The sequence below is a fragment of the Halolamina salifodinae genome, assembly GCF_017874235.1.
Taxonomy (GTDB): Archaea; Halobacteriota; Halobacteria; order Halobacteriales; family Haloferacaceae; genus Halolamina; species Halolamina salifodinae.
This window is the reverse complement of sequence record NZ_JAGGLC010000005.1, coordinates 53,344-71,715: the sequence shown is the minus strand read 5'-3', so window position 1 is coordinate 71,715 and position 18,372 is coordinate 53,344. Positions and strand designations below refer to the sequence as shown.

At 61.2% G+C, this 18,372-nt stretch carries 16 protein-coding genes; 7 read left to right on the top strand and 9 right to left on the bottom strand.

The window, feature by feature from the left end; all coding sequences use genetic code 11:
- Positions 1-20: 20 nt before the first annotated feature.
- From J2753_RS11360 to J2753_RS11345, 4 genes are all read right to left on the bottom strand, one after another.
- Positions 21-692: a hypothetical protein gene (locus J2753_RS11360; protein WP_209492173.1), complete on the bottom strand. Its 672-nt coding sequence runs from the start codon at positions 690-692 to the stop codon at positions 21-23.
- Positions 689-1,348 carry a hypothetical protein gene (locus J2753_RS11355; protein ID WP_209492172.1) on the bottom strand — a complete coding sequence of 220 codons (660 nt, stop codon included), beginning with the start codon at positions 1,346-1,348 and terminating at the stop codon, positions 689-691. The genes J2753_RS11360 and J2753_RS11355 overlap by 4 nt, the downstream gene beginning before the upstream one ends.
- 48 nt (positions 1,349-1,396) lie before the next feature.
- The gene (locus J2753_RS11350) at positions 1,397-1,564 is read right to left on the bottom strand and encodes a hypothetical protein (protein ID WP_209492171.1); all 168 of its coding nucleotides are present in this window, start codon (positions 1,562-1,564) and stop codon (positions 1,397-1,399) included.
- A gap of 85 nt (positions 1,565-1,649) precedes the next feature.
- Positions 1,650-2,240, bottom strand: a complete 591-nt coding sequence (locus J2753_RS11345; protein ID WP_209492170.1) for a hypothetical protein — start codon at positions 2,238-2,240, stop codon at positions 1,650-1,652.
- A gap of 83 nt (positions 2,241-2,323) precedes the next feature.
- Between J2753_RS11345 and J2753_RS11340 the strand changes: the two genes are divergently transcribed.
- The 4 genes from J2753_RS11340 (at position 2,324) to glmU (ending at position 6,538) form a co-directional block, all read left to right on the top strand.
- Entirely contained in the window at positions 2,324-4,759 is a 2,436-nt protein-coding gene (locus J2753_RS11340; protein ID WP_209492169.1) for a nitric-oxide reductase large subunit, read from the top strand.
- Positions 4,760-4,784: 25 nt separating this feature from the next.
- Positions 4,785-4,964, top strand: coding sequence for an HVO_2753 family zinc finger protein (locus J2753_RS11335; protein ID WP_209492168.1), 180 nt, complete (start codon positions 4,785-4,787; stop codon positions 4,962-4,964).
- Between the two features lie 2 nt (positions 4,965-4,966).
- On the top strand, positions 4,967-5,233 hold the full coding sequence (locus J2753_RS11330; RefSeq protein ID WP_209492167.1) for an elongation factor 1-beta: 267 nt from the start codon (positions 4,967-4,969) through the stop codon (positions 5,231-5,233).
- A 105-nt stretch (positions 5,234-5,338) separates the two neighbouring features.
- Positions 5,339-6,538, top strand: a complete 1,200-nt coding sequence (glmU, locus tag J2753_RS11325; protein WP_209492166.1) for a bifunctional sugar-1-phosphate nucleotidylyltransferase/acetyltransferase — start codon at positions 5,339-5,341, stop codon at positions 6,536-6,538.
- A gap of 23 nt (positions 6,539-6,561) precedes the next feature.
- Here the strand turns inward: glmU and J2753_RS11320 are convergent, their stop codons facing one another.
- Entirely contained in the window at positions 6,562-7,368 is an 807-nt protein-coding gene (locus J2753_RS11320) for an undecaprenyl-diphosphate phosphatase (RefSeq protein WP_209492165.1), read from the bottom strand.
- Between the two features lie 102 nt (positions 7,369-7,470).
- Between J2753_RS11320 and J2753_RS11315 the strand changes: the two genes are divergently transcribed.
- The 3 genes from J2753_RS11315 (at position 7,471) to J2753_RS11305 (ending at position 12,320) form a co-directional block, all read left to right on the top strand.
- The gene (locus tag J2753_RS11315; RefSeq protein ID WP_209492164.1) at positions 7,471-8,664 is read left to right on the top strand and encodes a sugar phosphate nucleotidyltransferase; all 1,194 of its coding nucleotides are present in this window, start codon (positions 7,471-7,473) and stop codon (positions 8,662-8,664) included.
- Positions 8,664-10,463: a glutamine--fructose-6-phosphate transaminase (isomerizing) gene (gene glmS / locus J2753_RS11310; RefSeq protein ID WP_209492163.1), complete on the top strand. Its 1,800-nt coding sequence runs from the start codon at positions 8,664-8,666 to the stop codon at positions 10,461-10,463. The genes J2753_RS11315 and glmS overlap by 1 nt, the downstream gene beginning before the upstream one ends.
- Positions 10,464-11,147: 684 nt before the next feature.
- The gene (locus J2753_RS11305; RefSeq protein WP_209492162.1) at positions 11,148-12,320 is read left to right on the top strand and encodes a glycosyltransferase; all 1,173 of its coding nucleotides are present in this window, start codon (positions 11,148-11,150) and stop codon (positions 12,318-12,320) included.
- Here the strand turns inward: J2753_RS11305 and J2753_RS11300 are convergent.
- The 4 genes from J2753_RS11300 to J2753_RS11285 are packed head-to-tail and all read right to left on the bottom strand — an operon-like array spanning position 12,283 to position 17,870.
- A complete protein-coding gene (locus tag J2753_RS11300; RefSeq protein ID WP_209492161.1) occupies positions 12,283-13,563 on the bottom strand; it encodes a glycosyltransferase family 4 protein in 1,281 nt (426 codons plus the stop codon). The two genes, J2753_RS11305 and J2753_RS11300, sit on opposite strands and share 38 nt — an antisense overlap.
- A 4-nt stretch (positions 13,564-13,567) precedes the next feature.
- Positions 13,568-15,265 (bottom strand): O-antigen ligase family protein, encoded by a 1,698-nt coding sequence (locus tag J2753_RS11295; RefSeq protein WP_209492160.1) that lies wholly within the window; start codon positions 15,263-15,265, stop codon positions 13,568-13,570.
- On the bottom strand, positions 15,252-16,397 hold the full coding sequence (locus J2753_RS11290; RefSeq protein ID WP_209492159.1) for a glycosyltransferase family 4 protein: 1,146 nt from the start codon (positions 16,395-16,397) through the stop codon (positions 15,252-15,254). Before J2753_RS11290 ends, J2753_RS11295 begins: the two co-directional genes overlap by 14 nt.
- The gene (locus J2753_RS11285; protein ID WP_209492158.1) at positions 16,398-17,870 is read right to left on the bottom strand and encodes an oligosaccharide flippase family protein; all 1,473 of its coding nucleotides are present in this window, start codon (positions 17,868-17,870) and stop codon (positions 16,398-16,400) included.
- Positions 17,871-18,372 lie beyond the last annotated feature (502 nt).

Here is an 18,372-nt window from a genome sequence, read left to right as displayed (position 1 = left end):
CGACTAGGCCGCCCCCGGAATCACCGTTCCGGTCGGTCCTCGCCGCCGTCGAGTCGCTGGGTCATCGCCTCGGTGATGTCCGAGAGATGGGCGGTGCCCCAGACGCCGACGACGACGCCGCCCAGCGTATCGAACAGCAGGTCGATCATCGTGTCCTCGAGGCCGTACTGGGTCAGGATCCCCTGGGTACCCGTCGCCGCGGCGAACAGGCCGATGGCGAACTCGATGACCTCCCAGAACACCCCGAACGCGATGGTGAACAGGAGGATGAACACGAACACGAACCGGGAGGGAAAGGAGACGGCGTCGGTGTGCTCGTCCAGCCCCCGGACCGTGACGTAGCCCGCGCCGGCGACGAGGCTCGCCGAGAACGTGTGGGTGAGGTGGTCCCACCACCAGATCGTCCGGTAGGGGTTCTGCACGTCGCCGGGCAGCCCCAGCGTGCCGAACGCGTGGAGGAACACCGCGAGCGTGATCCAGAGCACCAGCGCCGGATCCATCGGGATGTCGTAGTCCCGCTCCAGCACCGCGGGGATGTGGGTGACGACGAAGCCGACGCCGGCGTTGATCATCACGCCGGCGCTCCCCTCGTAGAAGCCGACCGTGATCATGCCGAACAGCGCGTAGCGCATCGCGTTGACCGCGAGTCGCTGCTGTTGGTCGCTCAGCCCGATGACGTCGCGGATCTTCACGCGTGCCCACCCCCGTTTGCGGGGCGCGAGCCGCCAGCGCCGCCGGTATCGTCGCCGCCGGCATCGCCCCCACCGGCGCGTCGCCGGAAGTAGTAGGTGAACAGCACGCCCGAGAGCGCGCCCGCGAGCGTGGCGGCGACGAAGTCCCACATCAGCGCCTCCTCGGCGTGCGGGCGGGCGAGAAAGCCCGTGCCGAGGTAGATGTCCGAGAGCCACTGGGCGACCGCCCAGATGCCGGCGGCCGCGGTGGTGGTAACGACGACGAAGACGGTGGCGAACTGGTCGTTCATCCGGACCGGGGTGAACCGATCGAGCAACACGGCGACGATCAGCGCGACGGCGGCGACGGCGATGTACGCTGTCACGCGCCCGGTCAGCGTCACCTCGCCGATGGTGCGGCCGGCGATGAACACCCGGGACGCGACGGGCAGCGCCGCCAGTACGAGCAGTTCCCACGGCAGCATCATCTGCCGGTCGCGGTAGCGGGCAGCGGGTACGAGCGCCAGCGCGACTACCGCCAGCACGAACCCCGCCCAGACGATCTCGCCGGTGACCAGTTCGACCCCGGCGGTCACGAGCAAGAAGAGAAGGATCGCCCACGCGAGCAGCGCGTTGCCGCGCTGTCCCTCGACGAGGCCGAGCCCTGCGCTATCCATACTCCGGACTGTTCGTCGGCGCGGACAAAACGTTTCGGCACATGGCGCTCAGAATCGGCGCCGATCCGCCGTGACGCGGACGGAGAGGTCGAACGATTGCGCGGCGTTGCCACCCCACGACGCCCCGCAGATGCCCGCGACCGACCGGGCGCTAGTGGCGTCGCCGCGCCACTCGACCGCGTAGCCGTTCTGGTCGAACCCGGTCCGGTCGGGCACCACACGGACCGTCCCGGACTCCAGCGGGAACGATACACTCGGCCCGTCAATGTCTGGTGACGCGGCGCTGACGGTGACTGGTCCCTCAGTACGGTCGCTGCCGGGGCTGTACGGCCCCATCTCGGCGTCGGCCCCGCTGAGTTCGACGCCGATTTTCGACGCGCCGGAGTCCGGGCGTCGCCGCGAGCAGGCCGTCGTCGTGTTCGCCGGGCAAGCGTGCGGCGGCCCAGAGCCAGAGTTGGTAGTGCTGCCTTCCAGCCTCGTCCCGCTCGGGAATCCCGTAGGCGACGACGGCGGCGTCGGTGATCGCGCGGAGATCGCTCCCGGAATCAGGCTGGGGCACGGGGCTCCCGTCGCTGTCGAGTCCGACCGTGCGCGTCCACGCGCCGGCGAACTCGGCGCCGTGGTCCGGTTCTGTTCCGTCCGTCCCCCAAACGCCGTGGTCGCCGTACTGCTCGCGCTGGCGGTCGACGAACTCGGAGAACGCCTCTCGGGAGAGCGCGTTCACGTCGCCGGCTTTGGTGCCGCCGATGGCCGTCGGCGGCGACGAGATCGCGTCGCGGAGACCGAGACAGCCGGCAGTGCTCCCGAGGCCGGCAGCGCCGGCGATGCCGCCGACGCGTCTGAGGAACTGTCGTCGCGTGCTACTGTTGGAACTGCGTGGAGGGCGCCGCATACGGGCAACGTGTTTCTTGCCCGGGAGATAGCCCTATCGGTCACCCCCGACCTACAAGCGGGCGCCGGCCGACGCCCCGAGCGATGCGCGTAACGCGCCGAACGCTCGCGAAACTGCTGGCGGTCGTGTTCGTCGTCAACCTCGTCGTGATGGGCGTTGGCGCGTGGTACTCCGCCCAGCAGGCGCCGCCGATCCCCGAGACCGTCGAGGGACCCGACGGTGAGACGGTCGCGACCGCCGAGTCGGTCCGGGAGGGGAAGCGGGTGTTCCAGCGAAACGGCCTGATGAACCACGGCTCCGTATTGGGCAACGGCGCCTACTTCGGCAACGACCTCACGGCCGACGCGCTGGACCTGAAAACCAAGTATATGCGGGAGTACTACGCCGAGCAGCGCTACGGCCAGGCGTACGATGCCCTCAGCGGCCCCGAACGCGCGGCCGTCGACGAACTGGCCCGGGAGGACCTGCAGAGCCGCGTCGACGACCCGGGCGACGGCTCGCCGGCACGTGGAGGCGGCGAGGACGACGGCTCGCCGGCACATGGAGGCGGCGAGGACGACGGCACGCTGACCTACTCCGCCGCGGAGGCGTACGCCCACGAGCAGGTGCGCGAGGACTACGTCGCCCGCTACCACGAAGGAAACGCGTCGCTGGGGCTCCCCGCGGGCACCATCGACTCCGCCGACGCCGCCCGACAACTCGCCGACTTCGCGCTCTGGACGGCGTGGTTCAGCCACACGCCGCGGCCCGGCGCCGACCACAGCTACACGAACGACTGGCCGCCCGCGCCCGGTTCCGGCAACACCGCACCCGCCTCGGCGATGCTCTGGAGCGTGGCGTCGATGATCCTGCTCGTGGGCGGCGCAGGAGTGGGTGTTTGGCTGTACAGTTCCGTGTCGCTCCCGGAGCCAGACGCCGATATCGACGTGCCACACCCCAGCGAGGTGGACGTGCTGCCCTCCCAGCGGGTGGCCGCGTTCTACGTCCCCGTCGCCGCGGCGCTGTTTCTGGCACAGACGTTGTTGGGGGCGCTGTTGGCTCACTACTACGTCGAGCGCGACGGCTTCTTCGGCCTGTTCGAGGCCGTGGGCGTCGACGTGCTGGAGTGGGCGCCGTTCCTGCTGGCCCGCACCTACCACGTCGACCTCGCCATCCTCTGGGTGGCGACGCTCTGGATCACCGCGGGGCTGTTCCTCCCGCCGTTGCTGACCGCTCACGAACCTGGTGGGCAGGCAAAGGGAACCGCCGCGCTGCTCGCCGCGCTGGTGATCGTGGTCGTCGGCGGCTTCGCCGGGGTATTCCTCGGGACGCGGGGCTTCTTCGACCCTGCTGGGGAACTCTGGTGGCTGCTCGGCACTGAGGGGCTGGAGTATCTGGAGGTGGGCCGGATCTGGAAGTTCGGCCTGTTGGCTGGCTTCGCTGGCTGGACCGTCCTCGTCTGGCGCGGCCTCAAGCCGATGCTCGCCGCGGAGGACCGCTACGGACTGGGGCACCTTATCCTCATTTCGGGTGGCTCCATCGCGCTGCTGTTCGTCGCCGGCTTGCTCTACACCCCGGACACGAACATGGTGGTGACGGAGTTCTGGCGCTGGTGGGTCGTCCACATGTGGGTCGAGGGCGCCTTCGAGTTCTTCATCGTCGCCGTCGTCGGCCTGACGCTGGTCGGGATGAACCTCCTCCAGCCCGAGTCGGCGGCGAAAGCGGTGCTGCTGGAGGCGCTACTCGTGATGGGCGCGGGGATCATCGGCGTATCGCACCACTACTGGTGGATCGGCCTGCCGGACATCTGGGTGCCCATCGGCTCGGTGTTCTCGACGCTGGAGTTGATCCCGCTAGTCATCGTGCTGTTCGAGGCCATCACCGAGTACCGCGCGCTGGTGGCCCGCGGCGAGACGTTCCCGTACCGCCTGCCGTTCGCGTTCATCGTCGCCTCCGGCGTCTGGAACTTCGTCGGTGCGGGCGTGCTGGGGTTCTTCATCAACCTCCCGCTGATCAACTACTACGAGCACGGCACCTACCTCACGGTTGCGCACGCCCACGCGGCGATGTTCGGTGCGTTCGGCATGCTCGCGCTGGGGATCGGGATCTACATCCTCCGGGTGACGACCACGGACTGGTCCGAGGGCCGCCTGCGCTGGTCGTTCTGGCTCTGGAACGCCGGGCTGGCGATCATGGTGGGCGCGTCGCTGCTCCCGATCGGCTTCCTCCAGCTAGAGACGGCGTTCACCGCGGGCTACGACGCCGCCCGGAGTCTGGCGTTCTATGAGCGCCCGCTGGTGCAGACGTTCTTCTGGTTGCGCTTCCCCGGTGACACGCTGCTGATCGCCGGGACAGTGGTGTTCTTCGTCGACGTGCTCGGGAAGCTTCGACGGCTCCGTCCGGCGACGCCCGCGGGCGAACGCGGGCCGGGTGCGCTGGCGCGACCGGGGCCCGGCGACGGTGTGAGCGAGGCCGATGGCGGCGGCGACGCCGATGGATCGGCGGATTCTGCGGGCTCGGGAGGGGAAAGTAACCGTTAAACGTCGCGCGCCCGCCTTCCCGTACATGAGCGAAGCAGAAACGACTGGGGAGCGCTCCTGTGTCTCCTGTGGGATCTCCGTCACGGGGACCAACGCGGCGCGCTTCAAGTGCCCGGAGTGTGACACCGTTATCTTCCGGTGTGCGAAGTGTCGGAAGCAGAGCAACCTCTACGAGTGCCCGGACTGCGGGTTCAGGGGGCCCTGACGATGGGTGACGTCGCTGCCAAGATCAAGGTCATGCCGCAGAGCCCCGAGGTCGACCTCGACGAACTCGAGGACCGACTCGAGGCTGCCCTCCCCGAGGGCGCCGAGATCCGTGGATACCAGCGTGAGGACGTGGCCTTCGGCCTCGTCGCGCTGCTGCCGACGGTGATCGTGCCCGACGACGCCGGTGGTACCGAAGCCGTCGAGGACGCGTTCCGCGACGTCGAAGGCGTCGAGAGTATCGACGTCGACTCCGTCGGCCGCCTCTAGGGCCGCCGACTTCTTGCGGGCTGCTTCGTCGCTAGCGCCAGCGCTGTCTCGCTTCTCCCTCTCTCGAACGGAACGCCAAAGACGCTGGTCGCCATCCTCCCGGCCATGACTATCGCCGTCGTCGTCGCCGCCGGTCAGGGGACGCGGATGCGCCCGCTCACCGAGACACGCCCGAAGCCGCTGCTCCCGGTCGCGGGCCAGTCACTGCTCGAACACGTCCTCGACGCCTGCGCCAACGCAGTCGAACGCTACGTCGTCGTCGTCGGGTACGAGGGCCAGCAGGTTCGGGAACGGATCGGCGAGGAGTACGCTGGCAACCCAGTCGACTACGTCACGCAAGAGGAACAGCTCGGGACGGCCCACGCCGTCGAGCAGGCGAGCGAGTACGTCGACGAGCGCTTCCTCGTGCTCAACGGCGACGTGGTGATCGACCCCAATCTGGTCAGCGAACTCGCCGAGACCGAGGGCAGCGCGATGGCCGTCAAGCCGGTCGACGATCCGCAGAACTACGGCGTCGTCTCGCTCGACGGCACGACAGTCACGAACGTCGTCGAGAAACCCGCCGACCCACCCACGGACCTCGCAAACCTCGGCATCTACGCGTTCGAACCCGGGGCGTTCGCGCACATCGAGGCAACCGAACTCAGCGAGCGCGGGGAGTACGAGATCACCGAGTCGCTGCAGCGCTACATCGACGTCGGCGGCGCCGTGACCGCCGTCGAGTACGAGGGCCCGTGGCTCGACGTCGGGCGCCCGTGGGAACTCCTCGAAGCGAACGAGCACCTGCTCGCTGATCTGGAGGGCGACGTTCAGGGCGTCGTTGAGCCGCAGGCGACGCTCAACGGCCCGGTCGTCGTCGAGGAAGGCGCTCGCGTCCGGAACGGCGCATACATCGAGGGGCCAGTCGTCGTGCAGGCGGGCGCGGACGTGGGGCCGAATGCGTACGTCCGCGGGTCGACGGTGATCGGTCCCGACGTTCGGGTTGGGAACGCTGTCGAGGTGAAGAACTCGATCCTGATGGCCAACACCGCCTGCGGGCATCTCTCCTACGTCGGCGACTCGGTGCTCGGCGCCGACGTGAACTTCGGCGCGGGGACGACCGTCGCGAATCTCCGGCACGACGACGAGACGATTCGCGTGCGTGTGAAGGGCGAATCAGTCGATACTGGGCGACGGAAGTTCGGCGTCGTCGTCGGCGACGGGACGAAAACCGGGATCGACACGAGCCTCAATGCGGGCGTGAAGCTCGGTGTGGGGACGCGGACGAAACCGAACGAAACCGTGACGCGGGACCGGATGGACTGATTTCTGCGAGGCGATTTTCGACGTCACACCACCAGTAGCCCGCCAGCGACGGCGAGCGCGCCCAGCACGACACAGACGCTCCAGAACGGGAGCTCGTCAACGACGCGCATCAGCGCGTCGATGGTCGCGTAGCCGACGACGGCCGCGGCGCCGAGCGCCAGCGCGGCAGCGAGCAGCGAGATGTCCAGCCCCGTATCGAGATAGGCAAGCAGCCCACCACCCACAGAGGCTGGAACAGCGAGCAAGAACGAGAAGCGAAACGCCTGCGGGCCCTCGTGGCCACGCAGGAGGAGCGTCCCAGTCGTCATCCCCGAGCGCGAAATCCCGGGCAGGATGGCGATTCCCTGTGCAGCACCGACGAGCACACCGTCCAGCGCGGTCGGCGTTCGATGCTCGCCGAGGCGGTCCTTCGTGAGGTACTGGAACCCACCAGTGAGCAGGAGTAGGACGCCGACCAGTGCGACGAACACGCCGCCCGTGAGTTTCGAGAACGCGTCGACGAGCGTCACGTAGGCGGCGACGCCGACGACGCCCGAGACGAGCGTCCCGATAGCGAGGAAGGTGACTGTGGCCTGCTCCCCCTCGAAGGCGCTCCCGGGCCGCCAGTCGGGGAGGAGCAGCAGGACGTCCCGGATGTCTGCACGGTAGTACACCGTTGCAGAGAGGGCCGTCCCGAGGTGGAGGAAGAGCGCGAACGCGACGACTTCGTCGGGCGAGCGACCGAGCGCCGAGAGCACGATAGTGATGTTCCCCTCGCTGGAGATGGGGAGCCACTCGAACACACCCTGAAGGGCGCCGACGAGAAGGGCGACGAGCAGCTCTCGGTCCATACATCCGATGGGTTGGGCGATAGGTATGACCGTTCTGCTTCAGTGCCGGAAAGTAGAGGCATCGAAACAGTAACCCGTACTGACGCGAAAGACCACCGCATCATGAAGGCAGTCGTCCTCGCGGCCGGGGAAGGCGAACGGCTGGCGCCGCTCACCGAGACGCGGCCCAAGCCGATGCTCCCCGCTGCGAACCGACCGATCCTTTCCTACGTCTTCGACGCGCTCGTCGCGGCCGACGTCGAGGAGATCCACGTCGTGATCGGCTACGAGCGTGACCACATCCGTGACCAGTTCGGTAACAGCTACGCCGGCACGCCAATCAAGTACGTCACGCAGGAGAAACAGCTCGGTAGCGGTCACGCCCTCCTCCAAGCTCGCGAGCAGGTCGAGGGGCCGTTCCTCGTCCTGAACGGCGACCAGATCGTCGCTCCAGAGATGGTTCAGGACGTCGTCGACGCCTACGAGTCCGACCAGCCGTTCGGCGCCATCGGGGCCATCGAACACGAGGACATCGCGCGCTACGGTAGTGTCGAAATCGAGGGCGGAGAGGTGACTGCGGTGTACGAGGGGATGGCTGGGAACGGGCACCGTCAGCTAAACGCAGGCATCTATGCGGTGGACGACCGGATCTTCGACGCGATCGAAGAGACGCCCCGAGAAGAAGGCGAATTCTCGCTCCCGGCGACGTTCCAGTATCTGGTCGACGATGCCGACGTAGGGTCGATCCACGCGGTGCAGACTGAGGGCCTGTGGGTCGACGCGACGTACGCGTGGGACCTCCTCACCGTCGCCGAGCGACTGTTGCACGAGGAGTGGATCGAGGCTGATGGGCACGAGGACGGTGTCTGGTTGGCCGACTCCGCGCAGGTGCACGAATCTGCGGTACTACAGGGGCCGGTCGCGATCGGTGCGGACGCCGTCATCGGGCCGAATGCTGTTGTCGGCCCGTACGCGTCGCTCGGTCGGAACGTCACGATCGGGGCGAACGCGACCGTTCGACGGTCTGTCCTTGACGTCGATACACGAGTCGGACCGAACTCGTCGCTCCTCGACGTCGTCGCCGGCCGAGCCGTCGACATCGGCGCCGGCGTGATCGCACCGAGCGGCCCCGCGGATATCCCTGTCGCCGGGAACGTCATCGAAGGGCAGGAAGTCGGAGCCGTTCTCGCCGACCGGGCAACCGTTGGCGGTGGCGTGAGCTTCGACTCCGGGACGATTGTCGGGACGGCTGCCGCGCTGGGTGTCGGCGCACACATCTCCGGTCGCGTACTGCGGGGCACGGAGGTCGTGCGATAATGTGCGGGATCATCGGGAGCGTCGGCCGAGGCAGCGAGACGCTCGACGTCCTCGTCGACGGCCTCACCAATCTCGAGTATCGCGGGTACGATTCTGCCGGGGTCGCGGTTTCCGGTGAGTCACTCTCGGTCTGTAAGCGCTCGGGCGAACTGGACGTGCTCAAAGGCGCGCTCCAGCCGTGGTCGCTGACGGGGAACGCGGGTATCGGCCACACGCGTTGGTCGACCCACGGCCCGCCAACAGACGAGAACGCCCACCCGCACATGGACTGTACGGGCGACATCGCTGTCGTCCACAACGGGATCATCGAGAACTACGAGTCACTCCGCGAGGAGCTCGAGGCTGCGGGCCACGAGTTCGCAAGCGAGACCGACACGGAGGTCGTTCCGCACCTGATCGAGGCGATTCAGGCCGGGGGCGCGTCGTTCGAGACGGCGTTCCGGCAGGCAGTGAGTCGACTCGAGGGGAGTTATGCGGTCGCCGCGGTCCGAGAGGGCTCCGACACGGTGTTCGCTGCCCGGAATGACTCGCCGCTCGTCCTCGGCGTCGACGATACGGCGACGTACCTCGGGAGCGACGTGCCGGCGTTCCTGGAGCACACCGACCGCGTGGTGTATCTCGAGGACGGCGAAGTCGCCGAACTCACCCCGGATGGCTGGACGGTGACGACGCTTGCCGGCGTCGCTGTGGATAAGGAGGTCAATACGGTCGACTGGGAGTCCGAGGACACGGGGAAGAGTGGCTACGAGCACTTCATGCTCAAGGAGATCCACGAACAGCCCCAGGCGCTCCGCCAGTGTCTGCAGGAGCGCGTCGACGAACTCTCGGGGCGCGTCGATCTCGGCGACGACATCGCGAACGCCGTTCGGAATGCGGGATCCATCCAACTGGTCGCATGTGGAACCTCCTACCACGCGGCGCTGTATGCTGCGGAGCTGTTCCGCTCTCAGGGCGTGCCCGCGCAGGCGTTCGTCGCCAGCGAGTACGTCACGTCGCCGCCGCCCCACAGTGAGGACACGCTCGTCGTCGGCATCACCCAGAGTGGGGAGACCGCCGACACGCTAAGCGCGCTCCGTGACGCACAGCGCCGCGGGGTGGAGACGCTCGCCGTAACGAACGTCGTCGGTAGCACGGCTGCGCGGGAGTGTGAGGGCGTGCTGTACATCCGTTCGGGCCCGGAGATCGGTGTCGCCGCGACGAAGACGTTCTCCGCGCAGGTCGTCGCCGTGAACCTGATTGCGGCCGTTCTCGGGAACGGCGATACGAAACACGAGTTCGTGAGTGCGCTCCGAGATCTCCCGGGACAGGTACAGCAGGTGCTCGACGAGACGAACGCCGAGGCAGTCGCTCGACAGTTCGTCGATTCGGACGCGTTCTTCTTCATCGGCCGCGGGTACGACTACCCCGTTGCGTTAGAGGGAGCCCTGAAGATGAAGGAGATCAGTTACGAGCACGCCGAGGGGTTCGCGGCCGGCGAGCTCAAGCACGGCCCGCTGGCGTTGGTTACTGGGAATACGCCTGTGTTCGCGGTCGTGACCGGTGAGACGGGCTCGGAGAAGACCGTCGGGAATGTGAAGGAAGTCGAGGCGCGGAACGCCCCCGTGGTTGCGGTTACGGATGGGCGGACCGATGTTGAACGGTACGCCGACGAGGTGTTGGAGGTGCCGGCGGCAGATCCTCGGTTGGGGCCTGTTTTGGCGAACGTGCAACTGCAGCTGGTGAGCTACCACGTCGCGAAGCAGCTGGCTCGGAGTATCGACAAGCCGCGGAACCTGGCGAAGAGTGTGACGGTGGAGTGATATCCTCCCACGGCTAAAGCCGTAGGGGTTCCGGTCACAGATCGGGTATCCCACGACTGGAGGTTCTCCACTCGGACGCGGTGGAGTTGTGGGCCGTGCCAGTGCGGCCCCCGCGAGATAGCGGGCTTCATCTCCCTCCGCGTGGAGTGCGTATCTTACGTCGGACTCGGCACCACAACCGTTGCGCGCCCACACTTCCCCCGCTGGGCGGTGTTCAGATAAGGGCTGAAACTAGCTAGTCGCACTCTGGTACAGCCGGTATTCCTGCTGGATTGAAAGGGCGAGGCGCCTCGGCGAACTCCGGCGACGCAAGCATGAGAGCGACTGGAAGGAGCGAACGTGCGCAGCGAGGCGCTAAGCGCCTCGGGCCGTACGAGCGGGCCTTCGGCCCGCGAGTAGAAGCCGAGACAGCCGAGGGCTTTCAACTGTTCCTCCCAACTCTACTGCTGGAAACTGCTTTTGTGAACACTACCCCTTGCAGCAGCCAGAAAGGATACCACCCTTCGGAGGCGGATATCGGCAGGATCATGGAGACGAGACTAGATCTCATAGCCTCGTTGCCCGACCCTCTGCTTACCTGAGACGCAATACAGTAGCCGAAGTTTTGGCCTGAGCTAGAGAAGGATTCCTTTTGGACAGAGTGATATACGTTCGGTATAATCAACCAGTGAGCACTACACAAGAATGGCAGTGGAAAATATAGTACTATCATTCATCCTCTGGATCAGTGGGTTCCTGCTTGTCCACACCTACTTCTTGTATCCTGCGATGGTTGCGGTCATCGGGCAATTCAGCAGGGTACAGGAAAACAATCTGCCATCCGAGTTGCCGACCGTTTCGTTGGTTATTGCCGCCTACAACGAGGAAGAAATCATTGCTGAGAAAATAGAGAACAGCCTCGATATTGACTACCCATCGGAAAAATTAGAAATCATAGTATTTTCTGATGCGTCCTCAGACAAGACTGACGAGATCGTCTCATCATATTGCACGGATGGGGTCAAACTTCGCCGAATCGAGGGACGGGTCGGAAAAACAGAATGTCAAAATATTGTCGTTAGGGAGCTTGACAGTGAGATCGTTGTGTTTTCCGATGCCAACAGTATGTACGAATCCGACGCTATCTTAGAATTGATTCGAGCGTTCGAGCCAGGTGTCGGGTGTGTTGTTGGGGAATTGCGGTATGGAGATGACGGTAATGTCGAAGGCGAATCGATCTACTGGCAGTATGAACGCCTGATCAAACGCTTTGAATCACAGTTTGGTTCCGTCACCACCGCCAACGGATCGATTTATGCGGTCCGTGCGTCGGCATACGTTCCGCTTGCTCGGGAGGCAATCAGCGACTTCGCTGAACCGCTTTCACTTATCGAGAACGGACATCGCGTTGCATACGTTTCGAGTGCGATAGCCCGAGAACAGACCGGCGAATCCACCGAATCGGAACTGTCGCGGCGAATTCGGATCGTTACTCGCTCGTGGAATACACTGTTTGACCACCTAGAGTTATTGAATGTACTACAGTACCCCTTGTTCGGGTTCAAACTGCTTTCACATAAAGTCCTCAGGTGGCTTTCGCCGGTTTTCCTGTCTTGCATGTTTGTTGCGAGCGTCGCGTTGGCAGTAGTGACGCATGGACCGTTGTATCCTCTTCTCGTCGGGTTTCAGATTCTGTTTTACTGCTGTGCAGTAGTCGGCGCTTTGGGTGACCGCTTCGATATGGAGACCTCTCTGTTGTTTCATGTTCCGTACTACTTTCTCGTCTCGAACTACGGGATGGCTCAGGCGATAGTCGCTGTATTACGTCGGAATAACATCGTCACCTGGGAGACTGAGGACCGTCCGACGGACGAGTAGATTGTTCCTCGACGAGCTCTTGGAAGTGATTCGTGATCCGTGGAACCACGGTTTCGACCGCGAATTCTGACTCAGCGTACGCCCGACAACGATGCCGGAGATCGACAGAAGCGTTTTGAAGCCATCGGCTGATCGAATGAGCGAGCGATTCTACTGAAGCGTCCGCAGAGAGCAACTCATCGTCGAGTCCTCCGATGACCTCGGGATTCGCACCAACGGGAGTCCCGACCACAGGCGTCCCACAACTAAGCGATTCGATAGTCGAAAGGCCAAACCCTTCAAGTTGCTCCGTCGGCATGGCGAATATATCCGCCGCACCATAGTACTTCGGGAGATCTTCCTCAGGGATGAATCCAAGGAATTCCACGTTATTCGCAACTCCCTGTGAGTGCGCGGTTGATTCCAGCTTGGAACGGAGATACCCTTTCCCACCGATCGCCAGGAGTACGTCTGGATACTGCTCAGTCACCGACGCGATGCTTTTGATCAGGTTCTCTATACCCATTCGTGCGACCAACCGGCGTACCGTCAAAACAATCGGTCGGTCGGTCGGAAGTCCGATCTCCTCCCGGACTTTCCGAGGGTCTTCTCTGAAAGCGAACCGATCTGTATCGACACAGAGTGGTATCCGTTCTACCTTCGATCTATCGATTCGCTCGTAGCGATCGAACAGTTGTGTTTGCATGAATTCGCTTCGCACTATGACGCTATTCGCCTCTTCGAGTTGATTGGCTTCGGTTCGTTCGATGAGTCCGTTGACGAGTTGGGCAAATGGCGCTTTCCAGCCGTACTTTCCCCGTTCGAGGTCGAGTTCGATCTCTCGGGGGGTCGGCGCGTGGAATACGTTCGCGTAGGGGAAGTCGGCGGCTGCCCGCGAGAGACCTGCTGCCTGAAACGGATTATGGACGTATCCGACATCGAAGTCGTACTGTCGATGTAACTCCTCGACGAGCGACCCCAATCGGTAGACGCTGTACAGCGGATATAACTGATAGTATATTCTGTCTTTGGGTGGACTGTCATATCTGAACAGGTCGTATCCTGGTCGTTCCTCGTGGTCCGGCAATTCAGAATCAACCTTTCGAGTGATTACGACGACTTCGTGACCCCTATCTACGAGTCCCTCGACTTCTGTGAGAAGCGACTTGCTGATCCCACCGGTCCGTTGGGGCCAAAAGACATCTGTCACGACTAGTACGGTCAATCTATCGTTCATCTCTGGAATTTGGTTTGCGTGTGACATGATATTAGTGTGTATTTGACGCTGTATTGTTCTTTTTTATTTTCATATATTCTCCAACAACGGTCCCCGCCAGTAGCCAGAAAGGGATGAGTGAAGTAACTCTAGTAAGTGGTAGGTGATCCCAGAATCCAAATGCAAGGTAACCTAACATTCCACAAAAAATCCCGAGGAATAGTAGGGCGTCGCTGTTAGAACTGCCTACAATTTTCCACGTGTACCAAAGTACCGATCCAAGCACTACAATATAGAGTAGGAATCCTATAAAACCAGTCTCCGCCAGTAGGCCGATATAGATATTATGTAGTGGATAAGGCCTGGAAGGATCATACTGGGTAGCGTAGTAAACGTAGTTCGCGCCTCCGATACCAAATACTGGATGTTGGAGGAACAAATCAAGGCCACCAACGTATTGCCGAAGTCGAACTCCAAGATTTGCTAGATCGAAATGCGGAACTGATAGATCTCCCAACAATTTTTCCATATCCTGGGGGGTCCCCGCAGTGCTACTTGTATTATTCATAGCGGTCGTTTCGGACGTGCTACTTGCGCCGGATTCAGTTTCCGGATCGACATTGGTAATCGCTGATGACGAGCCTGACGCTGAAGAGGGGTAAAACAGTACCACAACGGTCGCAACTGTTATTCCTATTCTATATATAAAATATTTAATATTATTTCTTATATTGAAAAGAACTCGTGTGCCTGTTATTGAGATCTTCTCACGAATCGCTTCTCGTGACGCATAGAGGTACAAAACGCCTAGCAAGAGGAGTGCGATAATTAATCCGCCTCGGGCCGCATCACTTCCGGTGGCACGCAGAACACCTATCATAATGAGCGTGGACATCAACAGTCCCGCCCGTCTGATCCCATTAACCCGAACGGCGATCATCATCACCATTGGTGCGGCCAAAATGACAAGACTTGCTAAAATAAAAGACATTCCTGTAAACCCAGCGACATAAGTTCCAGTAGTGAACTCCCCAAACGGCCCAAACGAGAGCGTCGAGAGAGGGATACTATCACTCTCACCAAGCGTAGTAACTCCGAGATTCGCCCCGTGAATGAATTGTGTAACAGCGAGGAGACTCTGTGCCAGCACCGTTCCGACGAAGACCTCTACAACCGTTCGGAACGACAGTATCCGTTGTTGAACCGTATACCGAAGCAAAATGAAGGCGGCGAGCGCTTGAGCCATCAGCAACGAGAAATACAGGGCCGTATCGAGTCGCGCTGTTGCGCCGAACACCGCCGCGACTACTGTCCAGCCGACGAATACCGTAAAGAGCCCCTCAGTTCGCGTGGCCCCAGCCAATAGCTTCCGTGGACCCGTCGCAAGTACAAGCACCGCCGACAATACGAGTGGAACTTGTACCAACCATAGCTCCGGGCCGAGATGGCCAGGAAACGACTTCAGATAGGCTTCGCCGGCTAGTGGCACGTTCGCAGCGAACGGCGACGTGACAACGAGTCCGATGATCAAACCGACTAATAATCGCCGTAGCAGGAGAATGAGGACGCCGTAGATTCCCCCGATGGCGATCACGAAGACGAGTGCGGGAACACCGAGAACGATCGAAAGAGTCGGCGCGAGAAACGTGAGACCGACGATCAGCCCTGTGGCTATCAAGAGTGCTTCCCTGTGATCCGAGTAATCGGTTTCAATCCGAGGAAGGAACTCAATCCGGCTATACAGATCCATAAAGTGCTTGTTCTACTGTTTCGCGTATGGTTGTTTTGAAACGTTCCCGACCGAAGCGTTCCTCGATGTCACCCAGTTGTGCCCGGAGCTCCCGCCGGAGTTCTGGATCAGAGAGAACGCGATCGATTTTTTCGACTGCTTCCTCCACTGACTCGTATAACAACTCCTCGCGCTTGTGGACGATCTCGCGCTGGCCGCCCCCGTTCGGAACGAATGGAATCGTTCCACCAGCAGCTAACTCCGCGACCGCCATTCCGAAATGTTCGTGATCCATTCCATGAATCCCATATTTGTGTGTCGATATCAGGTCGACTAATCGATTTCGACTGACTTCCCCTTCGAGGTGAACGAACTCACGGGAATCTGCAACCGCTTCGATTCGTTTCGCGTAATCGCTATTGATTGTCGGTCCGATGACGTGGACGTGAACATCATGACCGCGATCATGAAGCTGGTCGATTATTCGTATGGTTCGTAACACGTTCTTATGAGGCATCAACCGACCGATAGTGACGAAACCGGACTCCCGCTGCTCCGCCACCGTGCCGGAAAATTCAGCCGTATCTATTGGTGGATAGATCACCCGGGGCGTAGTGTGATAAGACTCTGCAACGACTTCAGCCGTCCACTCGGAGTTGGCGAGTAGTTCGCTAGACTGGATACGCGCCGGGTCAAAGTTTTCAATACTCATGCACAGTTTATCATAGATCCCAAACAGCGGGCCGCTCTTTTCATTTTCCGTCAACCATCGACGAAACTGCGGCATATGGATGTATTGAAGAGAACAGTCCCCTAGACTGAACTCGTTGTACGTATTGAATACGAGATCAAATCGGTATTGCTCCCGTTGCACCAATCGGGATAAAACAGCGTTTTTGAAAAGATGAAACCGTTTTGAATGATCATATATTCTTTCGAAAAGTGCGCTGAGCCGGTTTATTTCTATCGCTTCCTTGTTGACGTTCGTGTTGTAGTACGAGTTCAGCTCCGGGAGATCCGGCTCGGTGAGTGTGAGCAGTGTAACGGCGTAATGATCCTGAAGTGCCTCAAGTACATTCATCGCTACGGCCTCACCACCTCCCTTTTCCATCAGATTGTGATGAGCAACCGCGACCCGTTTCGTTTCGGACATTCAGTTCCTCCGAACCAACTCGGCTGCGGCTGTTAATTCGTTCGATTCGAGTTCGCCCAGGGCATAGAGTATTGCTCCATACATGACAACGCCGACGCCAGCCACAACGATGGCACGGAGTGCCGTGTACGCCGAGGACGTATAGAGTATCGCTCCTGGAGCGATCATGACTACACCACCGATAGCGGTGTTGCGAACAGTTCGAAGGGGGAATCGCCACTGAATGCTCCACAGCGAGCTCACGTAGGCAAATACGGCGTAGGCCCCGAAGCTTACCAGCGTCGCAACCGCCGCCCCGAGATAGCCATACAGCCTGATCAGCGGGACGTTCAACGCGACGTTCAAGACGACAGCGCCACTCACGCCGAAAAACATCAGCCGCGTTCGTTCTTGGATCTCCAGGCCTTTGTGGCCGATCATCGAGATGTTCCAGAGGAACAGCCCGGCGGCGACGATGGGAATGAGAACGTAGCCATCCCGGTACTCCGGAGCGAGTAAGATCGTACTGAGTGGTCGGCTTACGACACCAGCAAATATCGTCGCAGCGACACCGATAATCAGGAAATACCGCGTGAAATCGGTCATGAGGCCTTCTACTTCGCTCACGTTTTCGCCGTCCCATCTGTTCATCAGTATCGGATGGATGGTTTGAATGAGCGGCGTGAACACGAGAAGCAGCCCCCGATTGACTAGGCTGTAATTTGAGGAGTAAACCCCGACGGCGCTACTTCCCTGAATGAATTCGATGAGAACACGGTCGGCGAAGTTGAGTAGCGTCAACCCGAGTAGCCAGCCAATCATCGGAAAACCGTATCGGAGAAAACGAGCCCCCAGTGCAGACTGGATGCGAGGCGAGAACCGCATCACGTTCGAGCGGTACGCCATCACGGCGACAGTGATGGTCGTTGCGAATGCGCCGCCCCAGAGCCATCCGACGATGTCATCAAAAACTATTACGGCGAGCACAAACGCGAACGCCAGCTTCGCAACCGACCGGAGTATTTTATATGTCGCAACTGATCCCGGCTGAAGCCGTGCCTGGAAAAGGGACCGGAACGTGTTAAACAATCCTTGTGCGATCGTCAGCGCTCCCGCTGCGAGATAGAACGCTCGGTACTCGCCGAGTGCACCACCGAACAGCACATATCCAGCAGTAACAAGGACTGCTATAATCAGGCAACAACCGACGAGTATAGAGACAACATTTCCGACCAACTCCTCCGTATCGATCTGTGGCTCAAAGCGCAGGATTGCCTGTTCCAACCAGCCGAATGTGAGCGTACTGAACACGGCGACGAACGTCATCGCCAGCGCATACTGTCCGTATGCAACGGGCGGGAAGATACGGGTAAAGATCATCAGCGCAGCGACACCGAGTAACGCCGGAACGAACTCAGCGATCGAATAAAGCCCAAAATCTTGTGAGAACCGTTGGAAAACGTCTTTTATTTTGCTTCCCCTAGACTCCCCCATTCAAAACAAGCATACTGCTGATCTGTGTAATAACCTTCCGACCTGCTCGTGGCTGACGGCGTCGAACTACCGAAGTTCCCCGATACCCGGAGCCCGACCGAGATCGAATGGGAGACGAAGCAGATCGGCCGCCCGGCGATGCAGCAGTACAAACTCTCGTCGATGGCGCGGTTACTAGGACGCGAACGGGGAGCACCGCGAGAAAACCGTCGAAGAGAAACACGAGGGGGCCACCGAGCAGGATTTCGACTTCTGGGAAGCGTATGCCTCGTCTTGTGGGTATATGGACGCCCCCAACTTCGTCCAGCGAGGAATCGATCTCGACAGTCCAGACGGGCAGACCGTAGTGGAAGAGTTCTGGGTTGACCACAGCTCAACCTCCTAGTATCACGCGAAACGATGGTGTCTCTTCCGGATCGACCGAGATGCAGCCCTTTCACTCACAGTCCTGAATCGGTAGCACGATTGCCGCTTCCGATCGCAACGCTTTCCCCCAACTCCC

Coding starts and splice junctions, on each gene's coding strand:
- J2753_RS11290 (WP_209492159.1), bottom strand. CDS start 16,397: ATGTCCGAAACGAAACGGGTCGCGGTTGCTCATCACAATCTGATGGAA.
- J2753_RS11295 (WP_209492160.1), bottom strand. CDS start 15,265: ATGGATCTGTATAGCCGGATTGAGTTCCTTCCTCGGATTGAAACCGAT.
- J2753_RS11355 (WP_209492172.1), bottom strand. CDS start 1,348: ATGGATAGCGCAGGGCTCGGCCTCGTCGAGGGACAGCGCGGCAACGCG.
- J2753_RS11305 (WP_209492162.1), top strand. CDS start 11,148: ATGGCAGTGGAAAATATAGTACTATCATTCATCCTCTGGATCAGTGGG.
- J2753_RS11300 (WP_209492161.1), bottom strand. CDS start 13,563: ATGTCACACGCAAACCAAATTCCAGAGATGAACGATAGATTGACCGTA.
- J2753_RS11345 (WP_209492170.1), bottom strand. CDS start 2,240: ATGCGGCGCCCTCCACGCAGTTCCAACAGTAGCACGCGACGACAGTTC.
- glmS (WP_209492163.1), top strand. CDS start 8,664: ATGTGCGGGATCATCGGGAGCGTCGGCCGAGGCAGCGAGACGCTCGAC.
- glmU (WP_209492166.1), top strand. CDS start 5,339: ATGACTATCGCCGTCGTCGTCGCCGCCGGTCAGGGGACGCGGATGCGC.
- J2753_RS11330 (WP_209492167.1), top strand. CDS start 4,967: ATGGGTGACGTCGCTGCCAAGATCAAGGTCATGCCGCAGAGCCCCGAG.
- J2753_RS11340 (WP_209492169.1), top strand. CDS start 2,324: ATGCGCGTAACGCGCCGAACGCTCGCGAAACTGCTGGCGGTCGTGTTC.
- J2753_RS11320 (WP_209492165.1), bottom strand. CDS start 7,368: ATGGACCGAGAGCTGCTCGTCGCCCTTCTCGTCGGCGCCCTTCAGGGT.
- J2753_RS11315 (WP_209492164.1), top strand. CDS start 7,471: ATGAAGGCAGTCGTCCTCGCGGCCGGGGAAGGCGAACGGCTGGCGCCG.
- J2753_RS11285 (WP_209492158.1), bottom strand. CDS start 17,870: ATGGGGGAGTCTAGGGGAAGCAAAATAAAAGACGTTTTCCAACGGTTC.
- J2753_RS11335 (WP_209492168.1), top strand. CDS start 4,785: ATGAGCGAAGCAGAAACGACTGGGGAGCGCTCCTGTGTCTCCTGTGGG.